Origin of the sequence: Rossellomorea aquimaris (assembly GCF_001877785.1) — a bacterium.
Classification (GTDB): domain Bacteria; phylum Bacillota; class Bacilli; order Bacillales; family Bacillaceae_B; genus Rossellomorea; species Rossellomorea aquimaris_A.
In genome coordinates this window covers 1-17,542 of record NZ_MINN01000096.1, presented here as the reverse complement: position 1 = coordinate 17,542, position 17,542 = coordinate 1, and the positions used below count along the sequence as shown (strand labels likewise).

The 17,542-nt window shown below is 43.7% G+C and carries 19 protein-coding genes; 16 read left to right on the top strand and 3 right to left on the bottom strand.

The annotated features are described in order from the left end of the window. Window positions 1-191: 191 nt before the first annotated feature. From BHE18_RS12615 to phoU, 6 genes are all read left to right on the top strand, one after another. Window positions 192-1,088, top strand: coding sequence for a phosphate ABC transporter substrate-binding protein (locus BHE18_RS12615; RefSeq protein ID WP_071618925.1), 897 nt, complete (start codon window positions 192-194; stop codon window positions 1,086-1,088). Window positions 1,089-1,170: 82 nt separating this feature from the next. Next, complete coding sequence (gene pstC / locus BHE18_RS12610) at window positions 1,171-2,088, top strand: phosphate ABC transporter permease subunit PstC (RefSeq protein WP_071618924.1); 918 nt, start codon at window positions 1,171-1,173, stop codon at window positions 2,086-2,088. Then, window positions 2,088-2,975 (top strand): phosphate ABC transporter permease PstA, encoded by an 888-nt coding sequence (gene pstA, locus BHE18_RS12605; RefSeq protein ID WP_071618923.1) that lies wholly within the window; start codon window positions 2,088-2,090, stop codon window positions 2,973-2,975. Before pstC ends, pstA begins: the two co-directional genes overlap by 1 nt. A gap of 18 nt (window positions 2,976-2,993) precedes the next feature. Then, entirely contained in the window at window positions 2,994-3,803 is an 810-nt protein-coding gene (gene pstB / locus BHE18_RS12600; protein WP_141771883.1) for a phosphate ABC transporter ATP-binding protein PstB, read from the top strand. Between the two features lie 26 nt (window positions 3,804-3,829). Then, window positions 3,830-4,603, top strand: coding sequence for a phosphate ABC transporter ATP-binding protein PstB (gene pstB, locus BHE18_RS12595; RefSeq protein WP_071618921.1), 774 nt, complete (start codon window positions 3,830-3,832; stop codon window positions 4,601-4,603). A 37-nt stretch (window positions 4,604-4,640) separates the two neighbouring features. Further along, complete coding sequence (gene phoU, locus BHE18_RS12590; protein WP_071618920.1) at window positions 4,641-5,300, top strand: phosphate signaling complex protein PhoU; 660 nt, start codon at window positions 4,641-4,643, stop codon at window positions 5,298-5,300. 104 nt (window positions 5,301-5,404) lie between these two features. Here the strand turns inward: phoU and BHE18_RS12585 are convergent, their stop codons facing one another. Together BHE18_RS12585 and BHE18_RS12580 are read right to left on the bottom strand one after the other, a co-directional pair. Further along, a complete protein-coding gene (locus BHE18_RS12585) occupies window positions 5,405-5,854 on the bottom strand; it encodes a hypothetical protein (RefSeq protein WP_071618919.1) in 450 nt (149 codons plus the stop codon). A gap of 12 nt (window positions 5,855-5,866) precedes the next feature. Then, window positions 5,867-6,214 carry a hypothetical protein gene (locus tag BHE18_RS12580; protein WP_071618918.1) on the bottom strand — a complete coding sequence of 116 codons (348 nt, stop codon included), beginning with the start codon at window positions 6,212-6,214 and terminating at the stop codon, window positions 5,867-5,869. A 363-nt stretch (window positions 6,215-6,577) separates the two neighbouring features. Between BHE18_RS12580 and BHE18_RS12575 the strand changes: the two genes are divergently transcribed. The 9 genes from BHE18_RS12575 (at window position 6,578) to BHE18_RS12535 (ending at window position 14,715) form a co-directional block, all read left to right on the top strand. Continuing rightward, complete coding sequence (locus tag BHE18_RS12575) at window positions 6,578-7,285, top strand: DUF4912 domain-containing protein (protein ID WP_071618917.1); 708 nt, start codon at window positions 6,578-6,580, stop codon at window positions 7,283-7,285. After that, on the top strand, window positions 7,282-9,567 hold the full coding sequence (locus BHE18_RS22725) for a glycosyltransferase family 4 protein (protein ID WP_083573776.1): 2,286 nt from the start codon (window positions 7,282-7,284) through the stop codon (window positions 9,565-9,567). Before BHE18_RS12575 ends, BHE18_RS22725 begins: the two co-directional genes overlap by 4 nt. Continuing rightward, a complete protein-coding gene (locus tag BHE18_RS12560; RefSeq protein WP_071618916.1) occupies window positions 9,564-10,577 on the top strand; it encodes a nucleotidyltransferase family protein in 1,014 nt (337 codons plus the stop codon). Before BHE18_RS22725 ends, BHE18_RS12560 begins: the two co-directional genes overlap by 4 nt. 6 nt (window positions 10,578-10,583) lie before the next feature. After that, complete coding sequence (locus BHE18_RS12555; RefSeq protein ID WP_071618915.1) at window positions 10,584-11,162, top strand: hypothetical protein; 579 nt, start codon at window positions 10,584-10,586, stop codon at window positions 11,160-11,162. A gap of 57 nt (window positions 11,163-11,219) precedes the next feature. Next, window positions 11,220-11,369, top strand: coding sequence for a 50S ribosomal protein L33 (gene rpmG, locus BHE18_RS12550; RefSeq protein ID WP_064091498.1), 150 nt, complete (start codon window positions 11,220-11,222; stop codon window positions 11,367-11,369). A gap of 92 nt (window positions 11,370-11,461) precedes the next feature. Then, on the top strand, window positions 11,462-12,025 hold the full coding sequence (locus tag BHE18_RS12545; RefSeq protein ID WP_083573775.1) for a 5-formyltetrahydrofolate cyclo-ligase: 564 nt from the start codon (window positions 11,462-11,464) through the stop codon (window positions 12,023-12,025). After that, the gene (locus tag BHE18_RS12540; RefSeq protein ID WP_071618913.1) at window positions 12,018-12,812 is read left to right on the top strand and encodes a DUF92 domain-containing protein; all 795 of its coding nucleotides are present in this window, start codon (window positions 12,018-12,020) and stop codon (window positions 12,810-12,812) included. Before BHE18_RS12545 ends, BHE18_RS12540 begins: the two co-directional genes overlap by 8 nt. Before the next feature lie 42 nt (window positions 12,813-12,854). Beyond that, a complete protein-coding gene (locus BHE18_RS23250; protein WP_169792801.1) occupies window positions 12,855-13,031 on the top strand; it encodes a hypothetical protein in 177 nt (58 codons plus the stop codon). A 160-nt stretch (window positions 13,032-13,191) separates the two neighbouring features. Next, entirely contained in the window at window positions 13,192-14,715 is a 1,524-nt protein-coding gene (locus tag BHE18_RS12535) for a rhomboid family intramembrane serine protease (RefSeq protein WP_071619304.1), read from the top strand. Here the strand turns inward: BHE18_RS12535 and BHE18_RS12530 are convergent. Next, window positions 14,712-15,596, bottom strand: a complete 885-nt coding sequence (locus BHE18_RS12530; protein ID WP_071618912.1) for a hypothetical protein — start codon at window positions 15,594-15,596, stop codon at window positions 14,712-14,714. The genes BHE18_RS12535 and BHE18_RS12530 overlap by 4 nt on opposite strands. Before the next feature lie 149 nt (window positions 15,597-15,745). Here BHE18_RS12530 and BHE18_RS12525 point away from each other — a divergent pair, with 149 nt between their 5' ends. Further along, a complete protein-coding gene (locus BHE18_RS12525) occupies window positions 15,746-17,197 on the top strand; it encodes a spore germination protein (RefSeq protein ID WP_071619303.1) in 1,452 nt (483 codons plus the stop codon). Window positions 17,198-17,542 lie beyond the last annotated feature (345 nt).

Here is a 17,542-nt window from a genome sequence, read left to right as displayed (position 1 = left end):
AATATAAATCGAAGGATAATCAGCATAATACAGGTTGCAAAGTTACCATAAATCGTCAAAACACCCGCGCAGATAAAGAACTTTGTCGAATTTACAAAACCTTTACAAACCGTCAATACACAATTAACACTCGTCTATTAATCTAGTACTCGTAGGACAAAACAACCAATATTCTTAGGGGGAATTACGTAATGAAGAACTTAAAGAAATACGGACTGCTTTTGATCGTAGGAATGCTTGTTGCTTTCGCGGCTGCCTGCGGAAATGGAAATGCAGGTAACGAAGAAGGCGGAGGCGAAGGTGCCTCAGGTTCAATCGTAGTTTCAGGTTCTTCTGCGATGCAGCCATTGGTTGCAGCGGCAGCTGAAGAATTCATGGCAGAAAATCCAGAAGCAGATATCCAGGTAAATGCTGGCGGTTCTGGTACAGGATTATCCCAGGTTTCTGAGGGGTCAGTTCAAATCGGTAATTCTGACGTGTTTGCTGAAGAAAAGGAAGGAATTCCGGCGGACGAGCTGGTTGACCATAAAGTGGCGGTCGTTGGTATGACAGCTGCAGTGAATCCGAATGTTGGTGTAAAAGACATTTCAAAAGAAGACCTTAAAAAGGTATTTACAGGTGAAATCAAGAACTGGAAAGAGCTTGGCGGTAAAGATCAAAAAATCACGCTTGTAAACCGTCCGGATTCATCTGGTACACGTGCAACTTTCGTGAAATACGGTCTTGATGGTGAAACTCCAGCTGAAGGAATCACAGAAGACTCATCAAACACTGTGAAGAAAATCATCATTGAAACGGATGGGGCAGTCGGTTATCTTGCTTTCTCTTACTTCACAGATGACAGTGTGATTCCACTATCAGTAGATGGTGTTAAAGCGACAGATGAAAATGTACAAAAAGGTGAATTCCCGATCTGGGCTTATCAGCACTCTTATACAAAGGGTGAACCAGAAGGACTTGCAAAAGAATTCCTTGATTACATGATGAGTGAGGAAGTTCAAACTGGACTATTAAAAGACCAAGGTTACATCGCTTCTACAAAAATGGAAGTGGAACGCGACGCAGAAGGTAATCAAACAAAGAAGTAGTATTCAGTATTCCAATAAATCAATAGGGTAAATGCGGGTACGCATTTGCCCTATTATATCGTATTAGGGGTGTTTGACGAGTATGGAAAAAAATATGCCTGCCTCAAAGAGGCTAGTGAAGAATAATAGAGCTTGGATGAACGGGGAATTTAAAGGGAAGTTCTTAGTGACGTTATCTGCAATCATTATGATTGCAGCGACCATTTCAATAACGATTTTCCTTAGCACGAAAGGATTGCAATCATTCATAAAAAATGGTGTAAGCCTCATTGAGTTCTTAACCAGCCCGGATTGGAGCCCTACAGGAGAAAACCCTGTGTATGGAGCACTGCCGTTCATCTTCGGATCCTTTGCTGTTACGATTCTTTCTGCATTGATTGCCGCCCCTCTTGGTATCGGCGGAGCAATCTTCATGACTGAAATCGCACCTTCATGGGGAAGGAAAATCATGCAGCCGATCGTCGAGCTGCTTGTAGGGATTCCGTCAGTTGTTTATGGATTTATAGGGCTTACAGTATTAGTACCGTTTATTCGTGAGAATTTCTCTGGTATGGGATTCTCACTGCTGGCAGGGACGATTGTGCTTTCAGTCATGATCCTGCCGACTGTCACAACAATTGCAACGGACGCAATGAGTTCATTGCCTAAGAGCTTAAGGGACGGTTCCTATGCATTAGGGGCGACACGCTGGCAGACGATTCGAAAAGTATTGATCCCGGCGGCACTCCCTACTTTGCTGACAGCGGTAGTGCTTGGTATGGCAAGGGCTTTTGGTGAAGCACTTGCAGTCCAGATGGTCATCGGTAATACAAGAGATCTGCCTGGAAGTATATTGGATGCTTCTGCAACATTGACAACGATCATCACGCTGAATATGGGACATACAACATATGGAAGTGTTGAAAATAATACACTATGGTCAATGGGCCTAATCCTATTGGTTATGTCATTCATATTTATCCTGATTATCCGTTATCTCTCTGCTAGGAGGAAAATCTAATGAACAGTAAAAGAGCCGATAAGCTTGCGACCGGTATATTTATCGGGATCGCGGCCATCATCATTTCAATATTGATAGCATTATTTTCATATATCTTAGTCAAAGGTGTTCCTTATATTACTTGGGATTTCCTTACATCCCCTTCAAGCGCAGTACGCGCGGGCGGCGGAATCAGAGATCAGCTTTTCAATTCTTTCTACATCCTGGTGATCACAATGATTATCACTGTCCCTCTTGGAGTCGGCGGCGGTATATATATGTCTGAGTACGCAAAGCCTGGTAAAGTGACGGATTCCATCCGTTCGTGTATTGAAGTACTTGCATCCCTTCCTTCGATTGTTATCGGGATGTTCGGCTTATTAGTATTTGTTAACATCACTGGCTGGGGCTACACAATCATCGGCGGTGCACTTGCTTTGACAGTGTTCAATCTGCCTGTCATGGTACGTGTCAGCGAAGACGCGATCAGAAGTGTACCGAGGGAGCTGAAAGAAGCAAGTCTCGCACTAGGTATTACCAATTGGCATACGGTTAAAACCGTCTTGATCCCGGGCGCATTCCCATCCATTCTGACGGGGGCAATCCTGGCATCGGGAAGGGTTTTTGGAGAAGCGGCTGCATTATTATTCACAGCCGGTCTATCTACACCAAGACTGAATTATATGGATTGGAATCCATTTTCACCGACGTCCCCGCTCAATCTTTTCAGACCTGCTGAAACGTTAGCGGTACACATTTGGTCAGTAAACACACAAGGGTTGATCCCGGATGTAGATGAAAAAGCTGCAGGCGCATCTGCGGTTCTTATCATCTCTGTCCTGATCTTTAATCTTGGTGCCAGATTCCTTGGAAGCTATATACACAAGAAAATCACAGCAACAAAATAATAGAAGGTGTGATAAATGATGTCTGTACAATTAACAGAAAAACCAATTAGATCGGACTATAAGAAATCATCCAGAGAAATCATCTTGGATGTGCAGGACCTCAACTTTTATTACGGCGATAATCATGCAGTGAAGAATATCAATATGAAAATAGAGAAGAACGCGGTTACGGCATTAATCGGTCCATCAGGATGCGGGAAATCCACATTCCTTCGGACAATCAACCGAATGAACGACCTCGTGCCGATTGCGCGTGCTGAAGGGAAAATCATGTACGAGGATGTCAACCTCCTTGCGAAGAACATTGACGTCGTGGCACTGAGAAAAGAAATCGGAATGGTCTTCCAGAAACCGAACCCATTCAATAAATCAATCTATGAGAACATCACACATGCCCTTAAGTTTTCCGGTATCAAAAAGAAGAGTACTCTTATGGACATTGTAGAAGAAAGTTTAAGGAAGGCTGCCTTGTGGGATGAAGTAAAGGACCGCCTGCACACATCAGCCCTTTCTCTTTCAGGCGGTCAGCAGCAGCGTCTCTGTATTGCGAGGACGATTGCGATGAAACCAACCGTCATGCTGCTTGATGAGCCGGCATCTGCACTAGATCCAATTTCCAACGCGAAAATAGAGGAATTGATCACTGAATTGAAAAAAGACTATACAATCGTCATTGTTACACATAATATGGGGCAGGCTTCGCGGGTTTCCGACAAAACGGCTTTCTTTTATAACGGAGATCTGGTGGAGTTTGACGAGACAGAGAAGATATTCACAAACCCATCAGAGAAACGTACGGAAGACTATATCTCAGGGCGTTTCAGTTGATTTAAGAGGATGGAGGGGTTTTTAATATGAGAACAGCTGTAGAAAAGAACACGATATTCAATGTAGATGACCTGAATTTATGGTATGGGAATAACTATGCGCTAAAAAATATTACATTTCCGATCCTGGAGAAGGAAGTGACCGCAATCATCGGTCCTTCTGGCTGCGGGAAATCAACGTTTGTCAAAACGTTGAATCTGATGAATCGTTCCGTACCCGGAATCAAAATGTCAGGTGAGATCAACTATAAAGGCAAAAACATTCTCTCAGACCGCATCGACCTGGTTGAGCTGAGGAAAAACGTCGGAATGGTTTTCCAGAAGGGTAATCCCTTCCCGCAGAGCATTTATGACAATGTCACTTTCGGCCCTAAGATCCATGGTACCAAAAAGAAGGCAGAACTGGATGAAATCGTAGAAACCAGCTTAAAAAATGTTGCGCTGTGGGATGAAGTAAAGGACCGTTTGGATGCTCCAGCGCTCGGACTTTCCGGTGGCCAGCAGCAGCGTCTGTGCATTGCCCGCGCACTTGCCACAAAGCCGGACGTCCTTTTGATGGATGAACCAACGTCCGCGCTTGACCCGATTTCTACGGTGAAAATCGAAGAGTTGATCGCAGAGCTGAAGAAACAGTATACAATCGTCATCGTCACCCATAATATGCAGCAGGCTGCAAGGGTGTCTGATAAAACGGCATTTTTCCTTCTTGGGGACTTAATTGAATTGGACGAAACAGATAAAATCTTCTCAAATCCAGCTGACAAACGGACAGAAGACTACATCAGCGGCAGATTTGGCTGATTTAAGTTCATAAAAGACGATAAAGGGGAATGAATTCATGGTGAACAGAACGCATTTTGATAACAAATTGAAAGAACTGAAAGAAAAATTATTCGACATGGCTGATTTGGCAAAAGTATCTCTTAGGGATTCGATTGAGACACTTAAAAATCAAGACATAGAAAAAGCCAGGGAAATCATTAGCAATGACCGTTTAATTAACAAATTTGATAACGAAATCAACAATATGGCAATCGTACTGATTGCGAAGGAGTCACCAGTAGCAACTGATTTGCGCAAAATCATCTCCGCTTTAAGAATTTGTTCCGAGATTGAACGGATCGGCGATATGGCCACCAATATCAGTAAAGCCACTCTGCACATAGGCGATCAAAAACTGATCAAACCGATTGAAGAAATCCCAAGGATGCTGTCGATTGCAGAAGAAATGCTTGAAGACGCCCTGAAAGCATTTTACGAAGAAGATGCTGCAGCTGCAAGAAAGATAGCCGACCGTGATGATGAAGTCGATGAGTTGTACGGAAAGCTCGTTCAGGAACTGATGGCATACATCCCTCAATATCCGGACGAGATCAGCCAGATCACTCAGCTTGCGTTTACTTGCAGATATATTGAACGGGTTGCCGACCATGTGACGAACATCTGTGAGAATGTCATTTATCTGGTAACCGGAGAGCGCTTCGATTTGAACGATTGATAAAGCTCAATACCTTCCATGGAGTTAACAAAGAAAGCTGGCTGACAAAATTCTTGTCAGCCAGCTTTTGTTATAATCCTGATTAAACTATACAGGTTGCCCTTTTATTTAATGATTGTGTTTGCAATTTCTTCCACTGACATCTCCGAGTTAACAAGAAACTCACCGATCTGTATTTTATCAGCATACCCATTATCAACTACAAACTGGACGAAATCCTCATCCTCACTGATGATGTTCACATCTTTCAATTTCTCTTCAATATCCTGGGGTGGCGTCCCGGCTTTTATAGAGAGTGTCAATTGATATTTGTCTGTCTGGGTGGGAGCATTCTCTTTTTCTGTTCCAGTCTTATATCGATCAAGCTGTTTCTTTAAGTCGGAGATTTCGTTCTCTTTTGCCTTGATTTCTGACTCTTTTATAATGATAATGCCAGAGGGGAGAGCGTCTTCATTCTGCGAAGGCGCTTCATTAAAGTAAAGACCGTAGATGAATATGATTGCGGCGGTGAACATGATGCCCGCTGAAAAGGCTCTGGTTGTCTGCTTGTTCATGTGGGCTCCTTTCTAAAGCTTGGAAATAATGTGTGCGACTTCCGATTTTGTAAGGGCTGATTGTTTTGCGATTTGTTCGAGCGGTGTCCCCTGCTGATGGAGCGCGATGACCTGATTCTTTACCACTTCATGAATCGGTTTCTTAGGGGAGGGATTGCGTCCCTGAAATACTTCCCCGTCCATCATCAGTTCTTCCTCCAATACTTTCACCCGTTTCTTCATTTGATAATTTTCCTGCAGTACGGTCATTGATAACTCTTCCACTTCTTTCTCGATGACAGCATATCTGTCTTTCTGAAAGAAAGATAGAAAGAATAATAGAATTGAAAACCCCAATAATCCAATAAGTATTGCTTCCAAAGATATCACCTCTTGCCAGTTTATTCTTACTTATTTATAGCATAGTGGCAGAGCGTTCTCTAGAGAAGGAAAGAATAATTTGTAAAAAATCTAATTTATTTGTCAAAAGGTTTCCGGTTTATACAGTGAAAAATATGTCGTAACATAAATGAAACCGTTTTAAATTTGCAGTTTAGGAAAATTCGAGAATTTATTTTAAAGTTTTTCTTTATACAGGCGTTGTTTTCTTCTCCTTTAGCAAGATACGACAAAATGCGTTTATTGTAGGTTTTTGAATACGGTGTTACGATTGACTTAATGATAATTGTCATAATATTTAGATGAATTCATATACTATTTGTTTAATGCTGGGAGGGTCTTTTAGTGCTGGATGAAATCATAATAATGAGAGAAAAGGGCATCTCGTTCAGGAAAATTGCCAAAGAGCTGGGTACGACCGTAGGAAAGGTTCAATATCAATGGGTAAAATACCAAAGGGTGCTCGAATCGGGGAGCGTTGAGATCGCGGCGGCGGAAACCATAACAGAGAAAAAAAACACTGATGTCCGAGTGGGGAGAGTAAAGAAAAAAGCTGCATTAACATCGGGAAAACAAAGCCGCAGACCAATCGTTGAGGACCTCACGATTACATACTCAACGGGATCCAGGATTTACTGCTATTGGACGGTTTCCAGAGAATGGGTGAATCATTTGAAAGACCGTTTCAATATGGACGTTGAATCACCTTTCGTTCTCAGGCTGTATGATATCACTTCGATCATATTTAATGGCCATAATCATCACTCGTATTCCGATTCATTCGTTCCTTCATCAGAATGTGATTGGTTTATAAATGGCCTTAAGGAAAACCGGAGTTATTGCATGGATTTAGGTATGCGGGCCCCTTCAGGGGAATTCATCGCAATAAAGCGGTCCAATGTCATTCATACACCCCGGACTGCGCTTGATACGGAATATCATAGTTTAAAAGAATTAAAAGAATTTGAGCAAGGCAGAATGAAAGAACCGAAATGGGTGGAGCATGTAAGCACCTACTCTTATTATGTGATGGAGCAGGAGGATAAAGCATGAGCAATTGGCAGAACGTGATGATTATACCCCGATTCAATGAACCTGCTATGGAAATGGAAGATAATAAAGAGTTTTTAGAAAGATGTTCAGCCCTGTTCAAGGAACAGTTAAATCTGATCCAAATGCTTAATAGAAATGATGGATGCCCTATACCGGTGATCTTGAATCCATTGGCGCTGTGCATCTTTTCTACAGAGGAATTCATTGCGGCAGCCGATGAATTTCTTCAGGGGATGCTGATGGGAGAGAAGGATGAAAAGGAGAAGTGGGTCAGGATCTATTCACAGTGGCTGAATTGGGACAAGAACTTGTCAGAAGCCTATAAAAATCTTATTGATGAAGGAAAGACGATGGTCATCCCGACTGCCATGAACTCCGTCCCGTTGACACATTACCGGACCACAACCGGCATAGAGGCACAGGTTAAGGTAAGCATCGGGATTTACAAGAAACACCTTGGACGCGATCCGGAATTCTTCTGGCTTCCTCAAGCAGCCTATCTGCCGGGAATCGATCTTTATCTTCTCAGGGAAGGGATTAAAGCCTCTTTCATTTCCTCCTTTTCTTACAAGTTCAGCGAGAAAGAGAATGAAGAGGCTGATTTCCTTCACAGCCCAAGAGGGTTGAAATTGATTCCGGTATCTGCGGAAAATCTTCAAAATGAAAATTTGAGAGAAGGGTACGGACAGAAACTCCCGGTCCATTCAGATCTGCCTTTAAATGACTGGCTCAATGCACCGTCAACACTTGCAAGAATCGGTTTCGGCTATATAGGGATGGAAGAACAATCGCCGATCATGAACGATGCAGAGATGAGGAATTTGCGGAAAATTCATTGGATGGAAGAAAAAATGGAGAGATTGAGGGCCGATAAGAAAACAAGTGTTTCCGGCTTCAAACAATTAATGAGAGAATTCATCTCAGCAATTCAAGGAATGTCTGAGACCGGCATTGACGATTCAGCCTTTAACAGGACGGCCGCTATGATGATGGGCGGGAATACGGACGATCACTTTTTTTATCACCGCAAGAAAGTGAATCCTTATCCGTCAGATGAATTATTAGATCTTTCCCAGAATTCTAAGACAACTGCTCCGAATGAGGATAAACAGGATGCCGTCCTGATATTGAGCTGGGAATATCCCCCGAATATTATAGGCGGGCTTTCGCGTCATGTTTATGATTTAGCGAATAATCTGGTCAAGAAAGGGAAGCAGGTACACGTCCTCACTGCAAGGGCCAAGGACACTCTTCCTTACGAAACTGTGGAAGGTGTGACTATTCACCGTGTGCATCCGCTGCATCCCTATGAAGAAAATTTCTTTAAATGGGTGTTTGATCTGAACCAATCCTTTGTTCAATATGCACATGAACTGATCTCACAGGAGAAAATCACACATATTCACGCCCATGACTGGATCGTATCAACGTCTGCCATCAAGCTGAAGGAATTTTACTCTCTTCCATTGATTACGACCATCCATGCAACCGAACACGGCAGAAATCAGGGGATCTATACAGAACTTCAGGAGAAGATACACCGTGAAGAACAATTGCTGGCTGCGGCGTCCGACCATTTGATCGTGTGCAGTGAGCATATGAAGGAAGAAGTCCGATCATTATTTACTTTTGAAGCACCTATTGAAGTGATACCCAACGGAGTTGAATTGGAAAGACTCGGTCAAATGACCTTTGATCAATCAGTTGATGAGAGCAGGCCGTATTTCTTTTCCATTGGAAGGATGGTGCATGAGAAAGGCTTTGAAACGCTTATCAGGGCCGCTGCTCTGTTAAAACGGGACGGTCACATGGTTTCATTCATCATCGCCGGAAAAGGACCGATGCTCGAGCATTACCGCCAGCTTGTTAAAAATGAAAATCTGGATGATATGGTGTTCTTCCCCGGGTTCATTTCCGATGAAAAGAGAAATGGTTATTTGAAAAACTGTCTGGCAGTCATCTTTCCGAGTCTTTACGAGCCGTTCGGCATTGTTGCGCTTGAGGCAATGGCTTTCAGGAAAGCAGTGGTTGCATCTGAGACGGGTGGGCTGAAAAGCATTGTAAAGCATGAGAAGACCGGCTTATTATTCCAGCCTGACAATGACTCGGATTTATTTGAAATTCTTCTTTCATTGCTCCATGAGCCATCTAAATCGGAACGGTTGGGAGAAATTGGGCTGAAATTGGCACAATCCATGTTCAGCTGGGATCGGATCGCAGATCAGACCATGAATGTGTATGATGATGTACTCCTCCATACAAAAGTAGAAGGACTCCGATGATGAAAGCGGTCATCTTAGCAGGAGGAGAAGGGAAGCGGCTGAGACCTTATACGATTTCAGTCGCCAAGCCAATGGTGCCGATCCTTAATAAGCCAATACTCGAGTACAGCATCAACCTGCTTCGATCCTACGGGATCAGGGATATCCTCATTACGACATGTTACAAAAGCAATACCATTAAAGAATACTTCGGGAACGGAAGCCGGTTCAATGTGAATATCACGTACTTGGAAGAAAGGAAACCGTTAGGGACCGCAGGTGGGGTCTTTTTGGCGAAGCACCTTTTGGAGGAACCTTTTCTCGTATTGAGCGGGGATGCTTTCACCAATATCCCGATCGATCAGGTAATCCATTTCCACCAAAGCAAAAAGGCTGCCATGACGCTGGTGTCCAAAGAAGTGCCGGACCCAAGGGAATATGGTATCTGCTATACCAATCAAAGCAGGAAGCTTACCGGTTTTACTGAAAAGCCTTCTTCTTGGAAGGGGAATGAGGTTAACACAGGAGTATATGTCATCGAGCCCTTCCTTCTGCAGAAGTATTTCCGGAAAGGTGCACTGGATTTCAGTCATGATCTTATTCCGTCACTACTCCATAACAATGAAGAGGTGTATGTCTTCAAAACGAACGCCTATTGGAGGGATATTGGAAACCCGGAGGAATACAAGAGAGCACGTGAGGATTTAATGAGAGGGCAGTTCGCACCTGAAACCGCACCTGCCGCCGGAAAGACAGAGACGGCCGTCCTTGATCCATTCATTACCAGGGTCCAGGTAGCCTGTCCAAAAGTGAAAAAGCCATTCGTAGTTGCTAAATTACTGGAAACTGAATCAGTTCCATTTAAGGATGAACAAGAATTCAAAATTGAACACCGTGATGGCGGCTGGACCAGAATAGTAAGTGATCCTGACAGGGGTTTTGTCATTTATTCAAAGGCGGATCGAAGAAATCTGGCGAGGGAACTTGCCAGATACTATGGGAAAAAAATAAAAACTTGGCAAAAGGTGTAGAGGCTGATGAACAATAAACCGAATAAAAAATTTCATATTCAAGGGATTGCCTGGAAGAAAGCCGGTTCATATATACCTCTCGAGAAAATGACGGATGGATTCGACGGTATTACAGTCAATCTGTCAGAAGGAAATGAGAAATGGGGGGAATCGTTATCGTTCGAATTGGAAAACGTCACCAAGGAAACCAAGAAGCTGAAAATATTCTTCCTGGTGGAATGGCTTTCCTGTTGTGAAGAAACAATAGGCGTCCTTTCCCTCTCAAAAAATGCATTCTACAATTACAGTAAAAGAGATATGGCGATGTCTAACGTTGTATCAAGTGCAGACAGTATAAAAAAGTCCGTGTATCCCTTAAATCTCAAAGGGTTGCAAATGTGGAAAAAATCGTTGAAATCCGGAAGCCTGCATTACTATCCCATCACCAATGGCCTTCATATGATGGCCTATATGCTGGAATATACGTTCAAGCCTTTTGAAGTTAAACAAGGTAAGCTGTTTGCCGTCGAAGGTGCTGTAGAAGGCAATGGATTAATTTTAAATGATAGAATGAAAAACGGACTAGCATTTCAGCAGGAAAAGTGATATTATAGAAAAGTCGTATGAATAGATGAAGATAGTGAAGTTTGGAGGGAAATAATAATGCGTGTAAACATTACTTTAGCTTGCACAGAAACTGGTGAGCGTAACTATATTACAACAAAAAACAAGCGTAATAACCCAGATCGTCTTGAGCTAAAAAAATATTGCCCGAAATTAAAGCGTGTGACTCTTCACCGCGAAACGAAATAAGCAGCCGGATTTTATCCGCTGCTTTTTTTTATACTTCTTTTTAGCATTCGGCTGAAGTGCTGATATAATAATCAATGAAAAGGAGGGATGATATGGACAAAAAAGAATTGAGAAGAAGTCAGCTGGATCTGTTAAAAGCGATTTCTCCATTGGAATATGAACAAAAATGTTTTGAAATTGAACAACGCTTCTTTCGGTCTGATTTCTGGAAGAACAGTGAAGTGGTAGCAGTCACTGTTTCAAAGCCCCCTGAAGTAAATACATGGAACATCATCAAAAGGGGATGGGAGGAAGGTAAGACCATCTGTGTACCGAAATGCATGCCTAAAACGAAGGAACTGATTTTTCATGAACTCAATTCGTTTCAAGAGCTTGAGACAGTATTTTACGGACTATTTGAACCCACTCCTTCCATTACCAAACGAGTACATAGAGACAGCATTCAGTCAGTGATCGTACCGGGCCTTGCCTATACCGAAAAAGGATACCGGCTCGGATTCGGCGGGGGATATTACGACCGCTTCCTTTCAGGGTTCAATGGGCATACCTTATCTTTAGCATTCAGTGAACAGCTTGTAGAGAACCTTCCACTTGAATCTTTCGATATTCCGGTAGCTGAAATCATAACTGAAAATGGACGAATCCATTGTGAATGAGAACATCATCGTCTATCTGATCATCCTGCTTGTTTCAAGCGGGGGATGGAAAACAAAAAATCTCAGCCCTTCAGGGGCCGTATCCGCTTTTTTAATGGGCTTGATCATCACCCATTTCTATCATTGGAGAGGCCTGTTGTTGATCGGGGCATTTTTCCTGAGTTCCAGCATATGGTCAAAGCTGTTTTCCTCTTCAAAAAAAGAAATAGAAGGGCGGCTCGCTAAGACTGCCGTTCGTGACTGGCAGCAAGTTGCTGCGAATGGGGGGCCCTCGGTTCTCTTCATCCTATTATTCCATTTTACCGGCAATGACTGGTGGCTCTACTCCTTTGCAGCTGCTGTCGCTGCAGCAAACTCTGACACTTGGGCTTCTGAAATCGGTCCTTTGAGCAAAAAATCACCGCTTTCAATACGTTCTTTCAGGAGAGTGGAAAAAGGGACTTCCGGGGCCGTATCCCTCATCGGCACAATTGCTTCAATAGCGGGGGCTCTCTTTATATCTCTGTTGTTCTTCTTTTTCATGGGTTCATTTAACTGGCCGATGTTCATCATGATCACAGCTGCAGGATTTATTGGGAATGTGTTTGATACCGTGGCAGGTGCATTTTGGCAGGCTGAATTCTCATGTGTGGTGTGTAATTCCACCACTGAATCTGCCGTTCATTGCGGCACTGCGACCGTCCAAAGCAAAGGGTACGCTTGGCTGAACAATGAAGCTGTCAATTTTTTGTCCAGTCTTTTTGCTGGAGGGTTCCTTTTTTGTGTGCTTGTGATAATAAATGGATAATCTGCCGGGGTATGATCCAAACTATTCCCAGGAGGGATCAAGATGAACGGATGGATCAAATGGCTCGTAATCGGCAGCTTCATTCTGTTTTTGCTGCCTAACCGCTATCGGATACTCAACCTGCTCCTCGGGAATTTTCTTATCCGCCGCTTTGCTGTTCAAGGAGCAATGAGCATACCAGCAATTCGCTCGAAATTCATTCAAAGTACATTCAGGTAGAAAAAACCGCTCGAAAAGGACTTTCCTTCTCGAGCGGTTTTTATGCGATAACTAGACTTTGACCTTTATAACTTTACATTCTAAAAAAGGTAAGGTTATAGTAGCAGTAAATCAAGGAAACCTCCGGGGTTCCTGTAAAAAACAGAAAGTAGTGGATGTAGTGAATTTACGATATCATTACCTGTTTTGGAAGATGGCGCTTTACTTGATCGAACAAAAGCACTACCGTATCCTGAATCTGTCACAGGAGCAGGATGAAATTTGGTTCGAATCCACAGTCTTAAAAGAGCCTGATGTGATAAGGCTTCGCCTGAAAGACCTCGACTGGGGAGCCTGGCTGGAACGGGATATTGATCAGACGATCAGGAATGCAGAAATGATACGAAGAAAGCGGCATAAACGAACTTTGAAGATGAAGAATCTATACATAACCACATACCCGCCTGTTGACGGGGGAGTAGGGACTTTCACTCAAAATGGAGGAAATGAGCACGCTGTCGTTGAATCCATTCTCATTGATGAGGCAGCCGGAAAAGAAACGCTGAACGAGGAGCCGATTTTCACGGATGGCGACTGGGAGCTTCCTCCCGATGTGCTTGAAGCCAACGTAGAATGGATGAGAAGCAGGGCTGTCAGCGCGTCGACAAAGCAGGTTAAAAAGGAAAGGGAGTTATTCGATAGGGGAAAACCTTTCTTCACGTATCTGTTTATCACAGTGCAGCTCATCATGTTTGCCGTACTCGAGATGAATGGGGGAAGCCAGGATCCTCAAGCTCTGATCGAATATGGGGCAAAATATAATCCATTGATCATCGAGGGGGAATGGTGGAGACTCATCACGCCGATTTTCTTGCATATCGGGCTTCTGCATCTTCTCATGAATACCCTGGCGCTCTACTATCTGGGCAGTGCTGTAGAAAGAATATATGGACGATTCCGCTTTGTGTTCATCTATATGCTGTCGGGAATCGCAGGCTCTTTTGCAAGCTACCTATTCACCTCTAACCTTTCTGCGGGAGCGAGCGGGGCAATCTTCGGATGTTTCGGTGCACTGCTCTATTTCGGGGTTCTGTATCCGAAAATTTTCTTCCGAACAATGGGCTTCAATATCATTGCGGTCATTCTTTTGAATCTCGCCTTCGGTTTCACGATCCCCGGCATAGACAACGCCGGTCATCTTGGCGGTCTTTCAGGAGGTTTCCTTGCTGCCGGAATTGTCAGTGTCCCCGGCAAACACCGGATTTTCAGACAGTTACTCATCCTGGCGGCAACCGTGGTACTCATCGGTGTGTTTTATGCAGGCGACCGGCAGTCAAACCCTTCTGACTGGGACATCAATACAGTGAACGGCGTGGCCCAGGAGAAAATTGCAGACGAAGAATGGATGGAAGCTGAAGAATTGCTGAATGAAGTGATTGAAACAGGCACGCCGAATGCAGAGACATATTTTTATCTTTCCTATGCTGAAATAAAGCTTGGTAAAACCGAAGCTGCCAAAGAGAATTTGATGAGATCCATTGAAAAAAGGGATGATTTCCATGAAGCCCATTATAATCTGGCACTGATCCTGATTGACAGCGGTGATCGTGAAGAGGCACTTACACATGCTGAAAAGGCGTACAGCCTGAATAAAAAAGACGATAAATATAAAAGATTGGTCGATGAATTAGAGGGAGGTTCCTAAGAAGGAGTCACCCTCTGCCTCAATAATGAAGGATTTCCGTCTTTATCTACCAGAAGAACAAGAACTTCTTTTTTATCTTTCTTGATCAGAATAAGGGGGATGGTACTGTCGAATGAATCGACGATTGTACCGTCTTCCTTTTTTATTCCTAAGTAATAGTTTTTATACAGTCCTTCCCAAAGGTTTCCAATGAGCCTTTGCCACTCTCGATTTTCAAACCCTCCCGGGGGTTCTTGCTCAAGCCGGGTTAATTCTGTAAGTGGTACAGCAGTATATTCGTCAATGGGAATGCCGAGTGTTTGGATTGCTTTTTCCCATGTATAATCCAGCTGCTGAGATGTCACCCTGTCGAGGATCATCTTCCATTCTTTTTCTGCGTCGGTTCCAGGCTGTCTGAAAGAATTGAGCGGACTGAAATTAGAATCGATGACGTAGAGCCGATCCTCTGTCATCTTTTGTGCACTTGTATAGGCCGTGTCATCATTTTCATGAATCTCAGAATAATGGAAAGATACCGCCTCCAACAGGCTGCTTTCTTTCCATTCTATTGTTTTTTCTTGAACCATCCCATCGGTATCCTGCTCCCACTCATTCTGCTTTCCCTTCAGTCTCCCATTGATAAATAGAAAACCAACATCCTGGCGCAGGTAAGCAGGTGTATCCAGCTTCGAGGAGATCTTCCATTTCACTTCATATACATTATCTTTTTTTTCAGGAACGAGAGTGAGAAGTGTCGAAGCCGATTCATATGCAACATTTTCATTGATAGGGAAAAAAATGATGCTCTCCTCTGTCCTCGGCTGATAAATGAACTCAATGCCGACTGCAAGAATGACCATAAGGATCAAAAAAGGGAAGGCAAGAAGCAACTTTTGTTTCATATCGTTCACCTCAATGGTTTGTCCGGTTGTTAATTACTATGTAATGAGGTGTTTTAATATGTGTCAAGGTATGATTTAGGTGCAGGTTGTCTAGTATGGTAAATATGGTAAAACATGTTAACTAATGAGGGGTGAAGGCTGGAATGTCGATGGAGAAAAAGCCTGTCTCTGCAGAAATAGAGGAAAATACGAGCTTTCTAAAAGAAGTGCTGGCTGTTGATAAGAGTTTTGATGTCATACAGCTTGACTTGGAATATGCAGAACGCAAAATGGCGATGTTCATGGTTGATGGATTCGTAAAAGATGATATCATGCATTACTTAATGAAGCTGCTTTCAGGTTTGGATCCAAAGCAGCTTGAAGAAAATGCCTTGGAAAAATTATTGAAAACCTATATACCGTATATCGAGATTGAACAGGTGGACGACCTGAATAAAGTCGTGGATCTGGTGCTGGCAGGACCTACGGCGCTCGTTGTGGACCGTATCGATAAAGTCATCATCATCGATGCCAGGACCTATCCGGTCAGGGGTCCGCAGGAACCCGATATCGAAAGAGTTGTGCGGGGCTCAAGGGACGGATATGTTGAGACGATCGTGTTTAATACCGCCCTTACAAGAAGGAGGGTTCGGGATCCATCCCTCCGCATGGAATATATGCAGGTCGGGAGAAGATCGAAAACGGACATTGTCGTGTCATACCTCGAGGATATCGCCGATCCCGATTTGGTGAAAAAAATCAAGGATTCCATTTCGAAAATTGACACCGATGGGCTGCCTATGGGTGAAAAAACGCTGGAAGAGTATATATCCGGCAGACACTGGAACCCGTATCCGATGGTAAGGTATACGGAGAGGCCGGATACCGCCGCTGCTCATCTTTATGAGGGGCATGTCATCATCATGGTGGACGGGTCTCCAAGTGTGCTGATCACCCCTACTACATTTTGGCATCATTTGCAGCATGCAGAAGAATACCGTAACAAGCCTTCGGTTGGGGCTTATCTGCGTTTTGTAAGATTTATAGCAGTGTGGAGTTCCATCTTTCTGCTTCCTCTCTACTATTTATTTGCCGTACAGCCCGATCTGCTGCCGGCACAATTCAGCTATGTCGGACCGAATGAAACCGGAGAGGTCCCCTTATTCCTTCAGTTCCTGCTGATCGAGATAGGGATCGATATTTTGAGGATGGCCGCAATCCATACACCATCGTCGCTCGCCACTGCCCTCGGTCTTGTGGCTGCGCTGATGATCGGCCAGGTTGCAGTAGAAGTCGGGCTATTTGTGAACGAAGTGATCCTGTACCTTGCAATCGCTGCAATCGGGACATTTTCCACACCGAGTTATGAACTCAGCCTGGCAAACCGGCTCGTGCGGATCTTTCTGCTCGCAGCCACTGCATTATTCGGCGTTTACGGCTTCGTAATAGGTGTCATGGCCTGGATCATAGCACTATCAAGAATGAAATCATTCGACATTCCTTATATGTGGCCGTTCATCCCATTCAACTTCCGGGCATTCAGAGACGTATTCCTGCGCTCGCCGATGCCCCTCAAAAACAGAAGGCCGCGCTTCCTGCATCCAAAAGACCCGGACCGCTAGGGATATATAGTTAAGACTACCTTTGGTGTTAAACCTTGCAGGTAGTCTTTTTTTGAACTTTGATAAAGATTAAAGGGTTGTTCCAGAGGGCTTCAGCAGTTGATCGGAGTGCAAGACGAAGACGCCTGCGGGAAGAGTAGGTGATAAGAAAAGCGGAAGGGCTTTGTTCAGAAGCGAAGCGACGAGGAGCATTCCTGTTATAAAGTAAATTGCGTTTATATCGAAGTTTTTGCGATGTGCATAAAAAAAGCCCCCTTGGTACGATAGAGAGTGTCATGCATGACCTCGAATTAAGTACCGAAGGGAGACTTCAATTATGGATTTTACACAAAATAAACGACTTAA

What these genes read in the sequence shown, in the direction of transcription:
- BHE18_RS12615 (WP_071618925.1), top strand. Translation starts at nt 192, where the DNA reads ATGAAGAACTTAAAGAAATACGGACTGCTTTTGATCGTAGGAATGCTT.
- pstC (WP_071618924.1), top strand. Translation starts at nt 1,171, where the DNA reads ATGGAAAAAAATATGCCTGCCTCAAAGAGGCTAGTGAAGAATAATAGA.
- pstA (WP_071618923.1), top strand. Translation starts at nt 2,088, where the DNA reads ATGAACAGTAAAAGAGCCGATAAGCTTGCGACCGGTATATTTATCGGG.
- pstB (WP_141771883.1), top strand. Translation starts at nt 2,994, where the DNA reads ATGTCTGTACAATTAACAGAAAAACCAATTAGATCGGACTATAAGAAA.
- pstB (WP_071618921.1), top strand. Translation starts at nt 3,830, where the DNA reads ATGAGAACAGCTGTAGAAAAGAACACGATATTCAATGTAGATGACCTG.
- phoU (WP_071618920.1), top strand. Translation starts at nt 4,641, where the DNA reads ATGGTGAACAGAACGCATTTTGATAACAAATTGAAAGAACTGAAAGAA.
- BHE18_RS12585 (WP_071618919.1), bottom strand. Translation starts at nt 5,854, where the DNA reads ATGAACAAGCAGACAACCAGAGCCTTTTCAGCGGGCATCATGTTCACC.
- BHE18_RS22725 (WP_083573776.1), top strand. Translation starts at nt 7,282, where the DNA reads ATGAGCAATTGGCAGAACGTGATGATTATACCCCGATTCAATGAACCT.
- BHE18_RS12560 (WP_071618916.1), top strand. Translation starts at nt 9,564, where the DNA reads ATGATGAAAGCGGTCATCTTAGCAGGAGGAGAAGGGAAGCGGCTGAGA.
- BHE18_RS12555 (WP_071618915.1), top strand. Translation starts at nt 10,584, where the DNA reads ATGAACAATAAACCGAATAAAAAATTTCATATTCAAGGGATTGCCTGG.
- rpmG (WP_064091498.1), top strand. Translation starts at nt 11,220, where the DNA reads ATGCGTGTAAACATTACTTTAGCTTGCACAGAAACTGGTGAGCGTAAC.
- BHE18_RS12545 (WP_083573775.1), top strand. Translation starts at nt 11,462, where the DNA reads ATGGACAAAAAAGAATTGAGAAGAAGTCAGCTGGATCTGTTAAAAGCG.
- BHE18_RS23250 (WP_169792801.1), top strand. Translation starts at nt 12,855, where the DNA reads ATGAACGGATGGATCAAATGGCTCGTAATCGGCAGCTTCATTCTGTTT.
- BHE18_RS12530 (WP_071618912.1), bottom strand. Translation starts at nt 15,596, where the DNA reads ATGAAACAAAAGTTGCTTCTTGCCTTCCCTTTTTTGATCCTTATGGTC.
- BHE18_RS12525 (WP_071619303.1), top strand. Translation starts at nt 15,746, where the DNA reads ATGGAGAAAAAGCCTGTCTCTGCAGAAATAGAGGAAAATACGAGCTTT.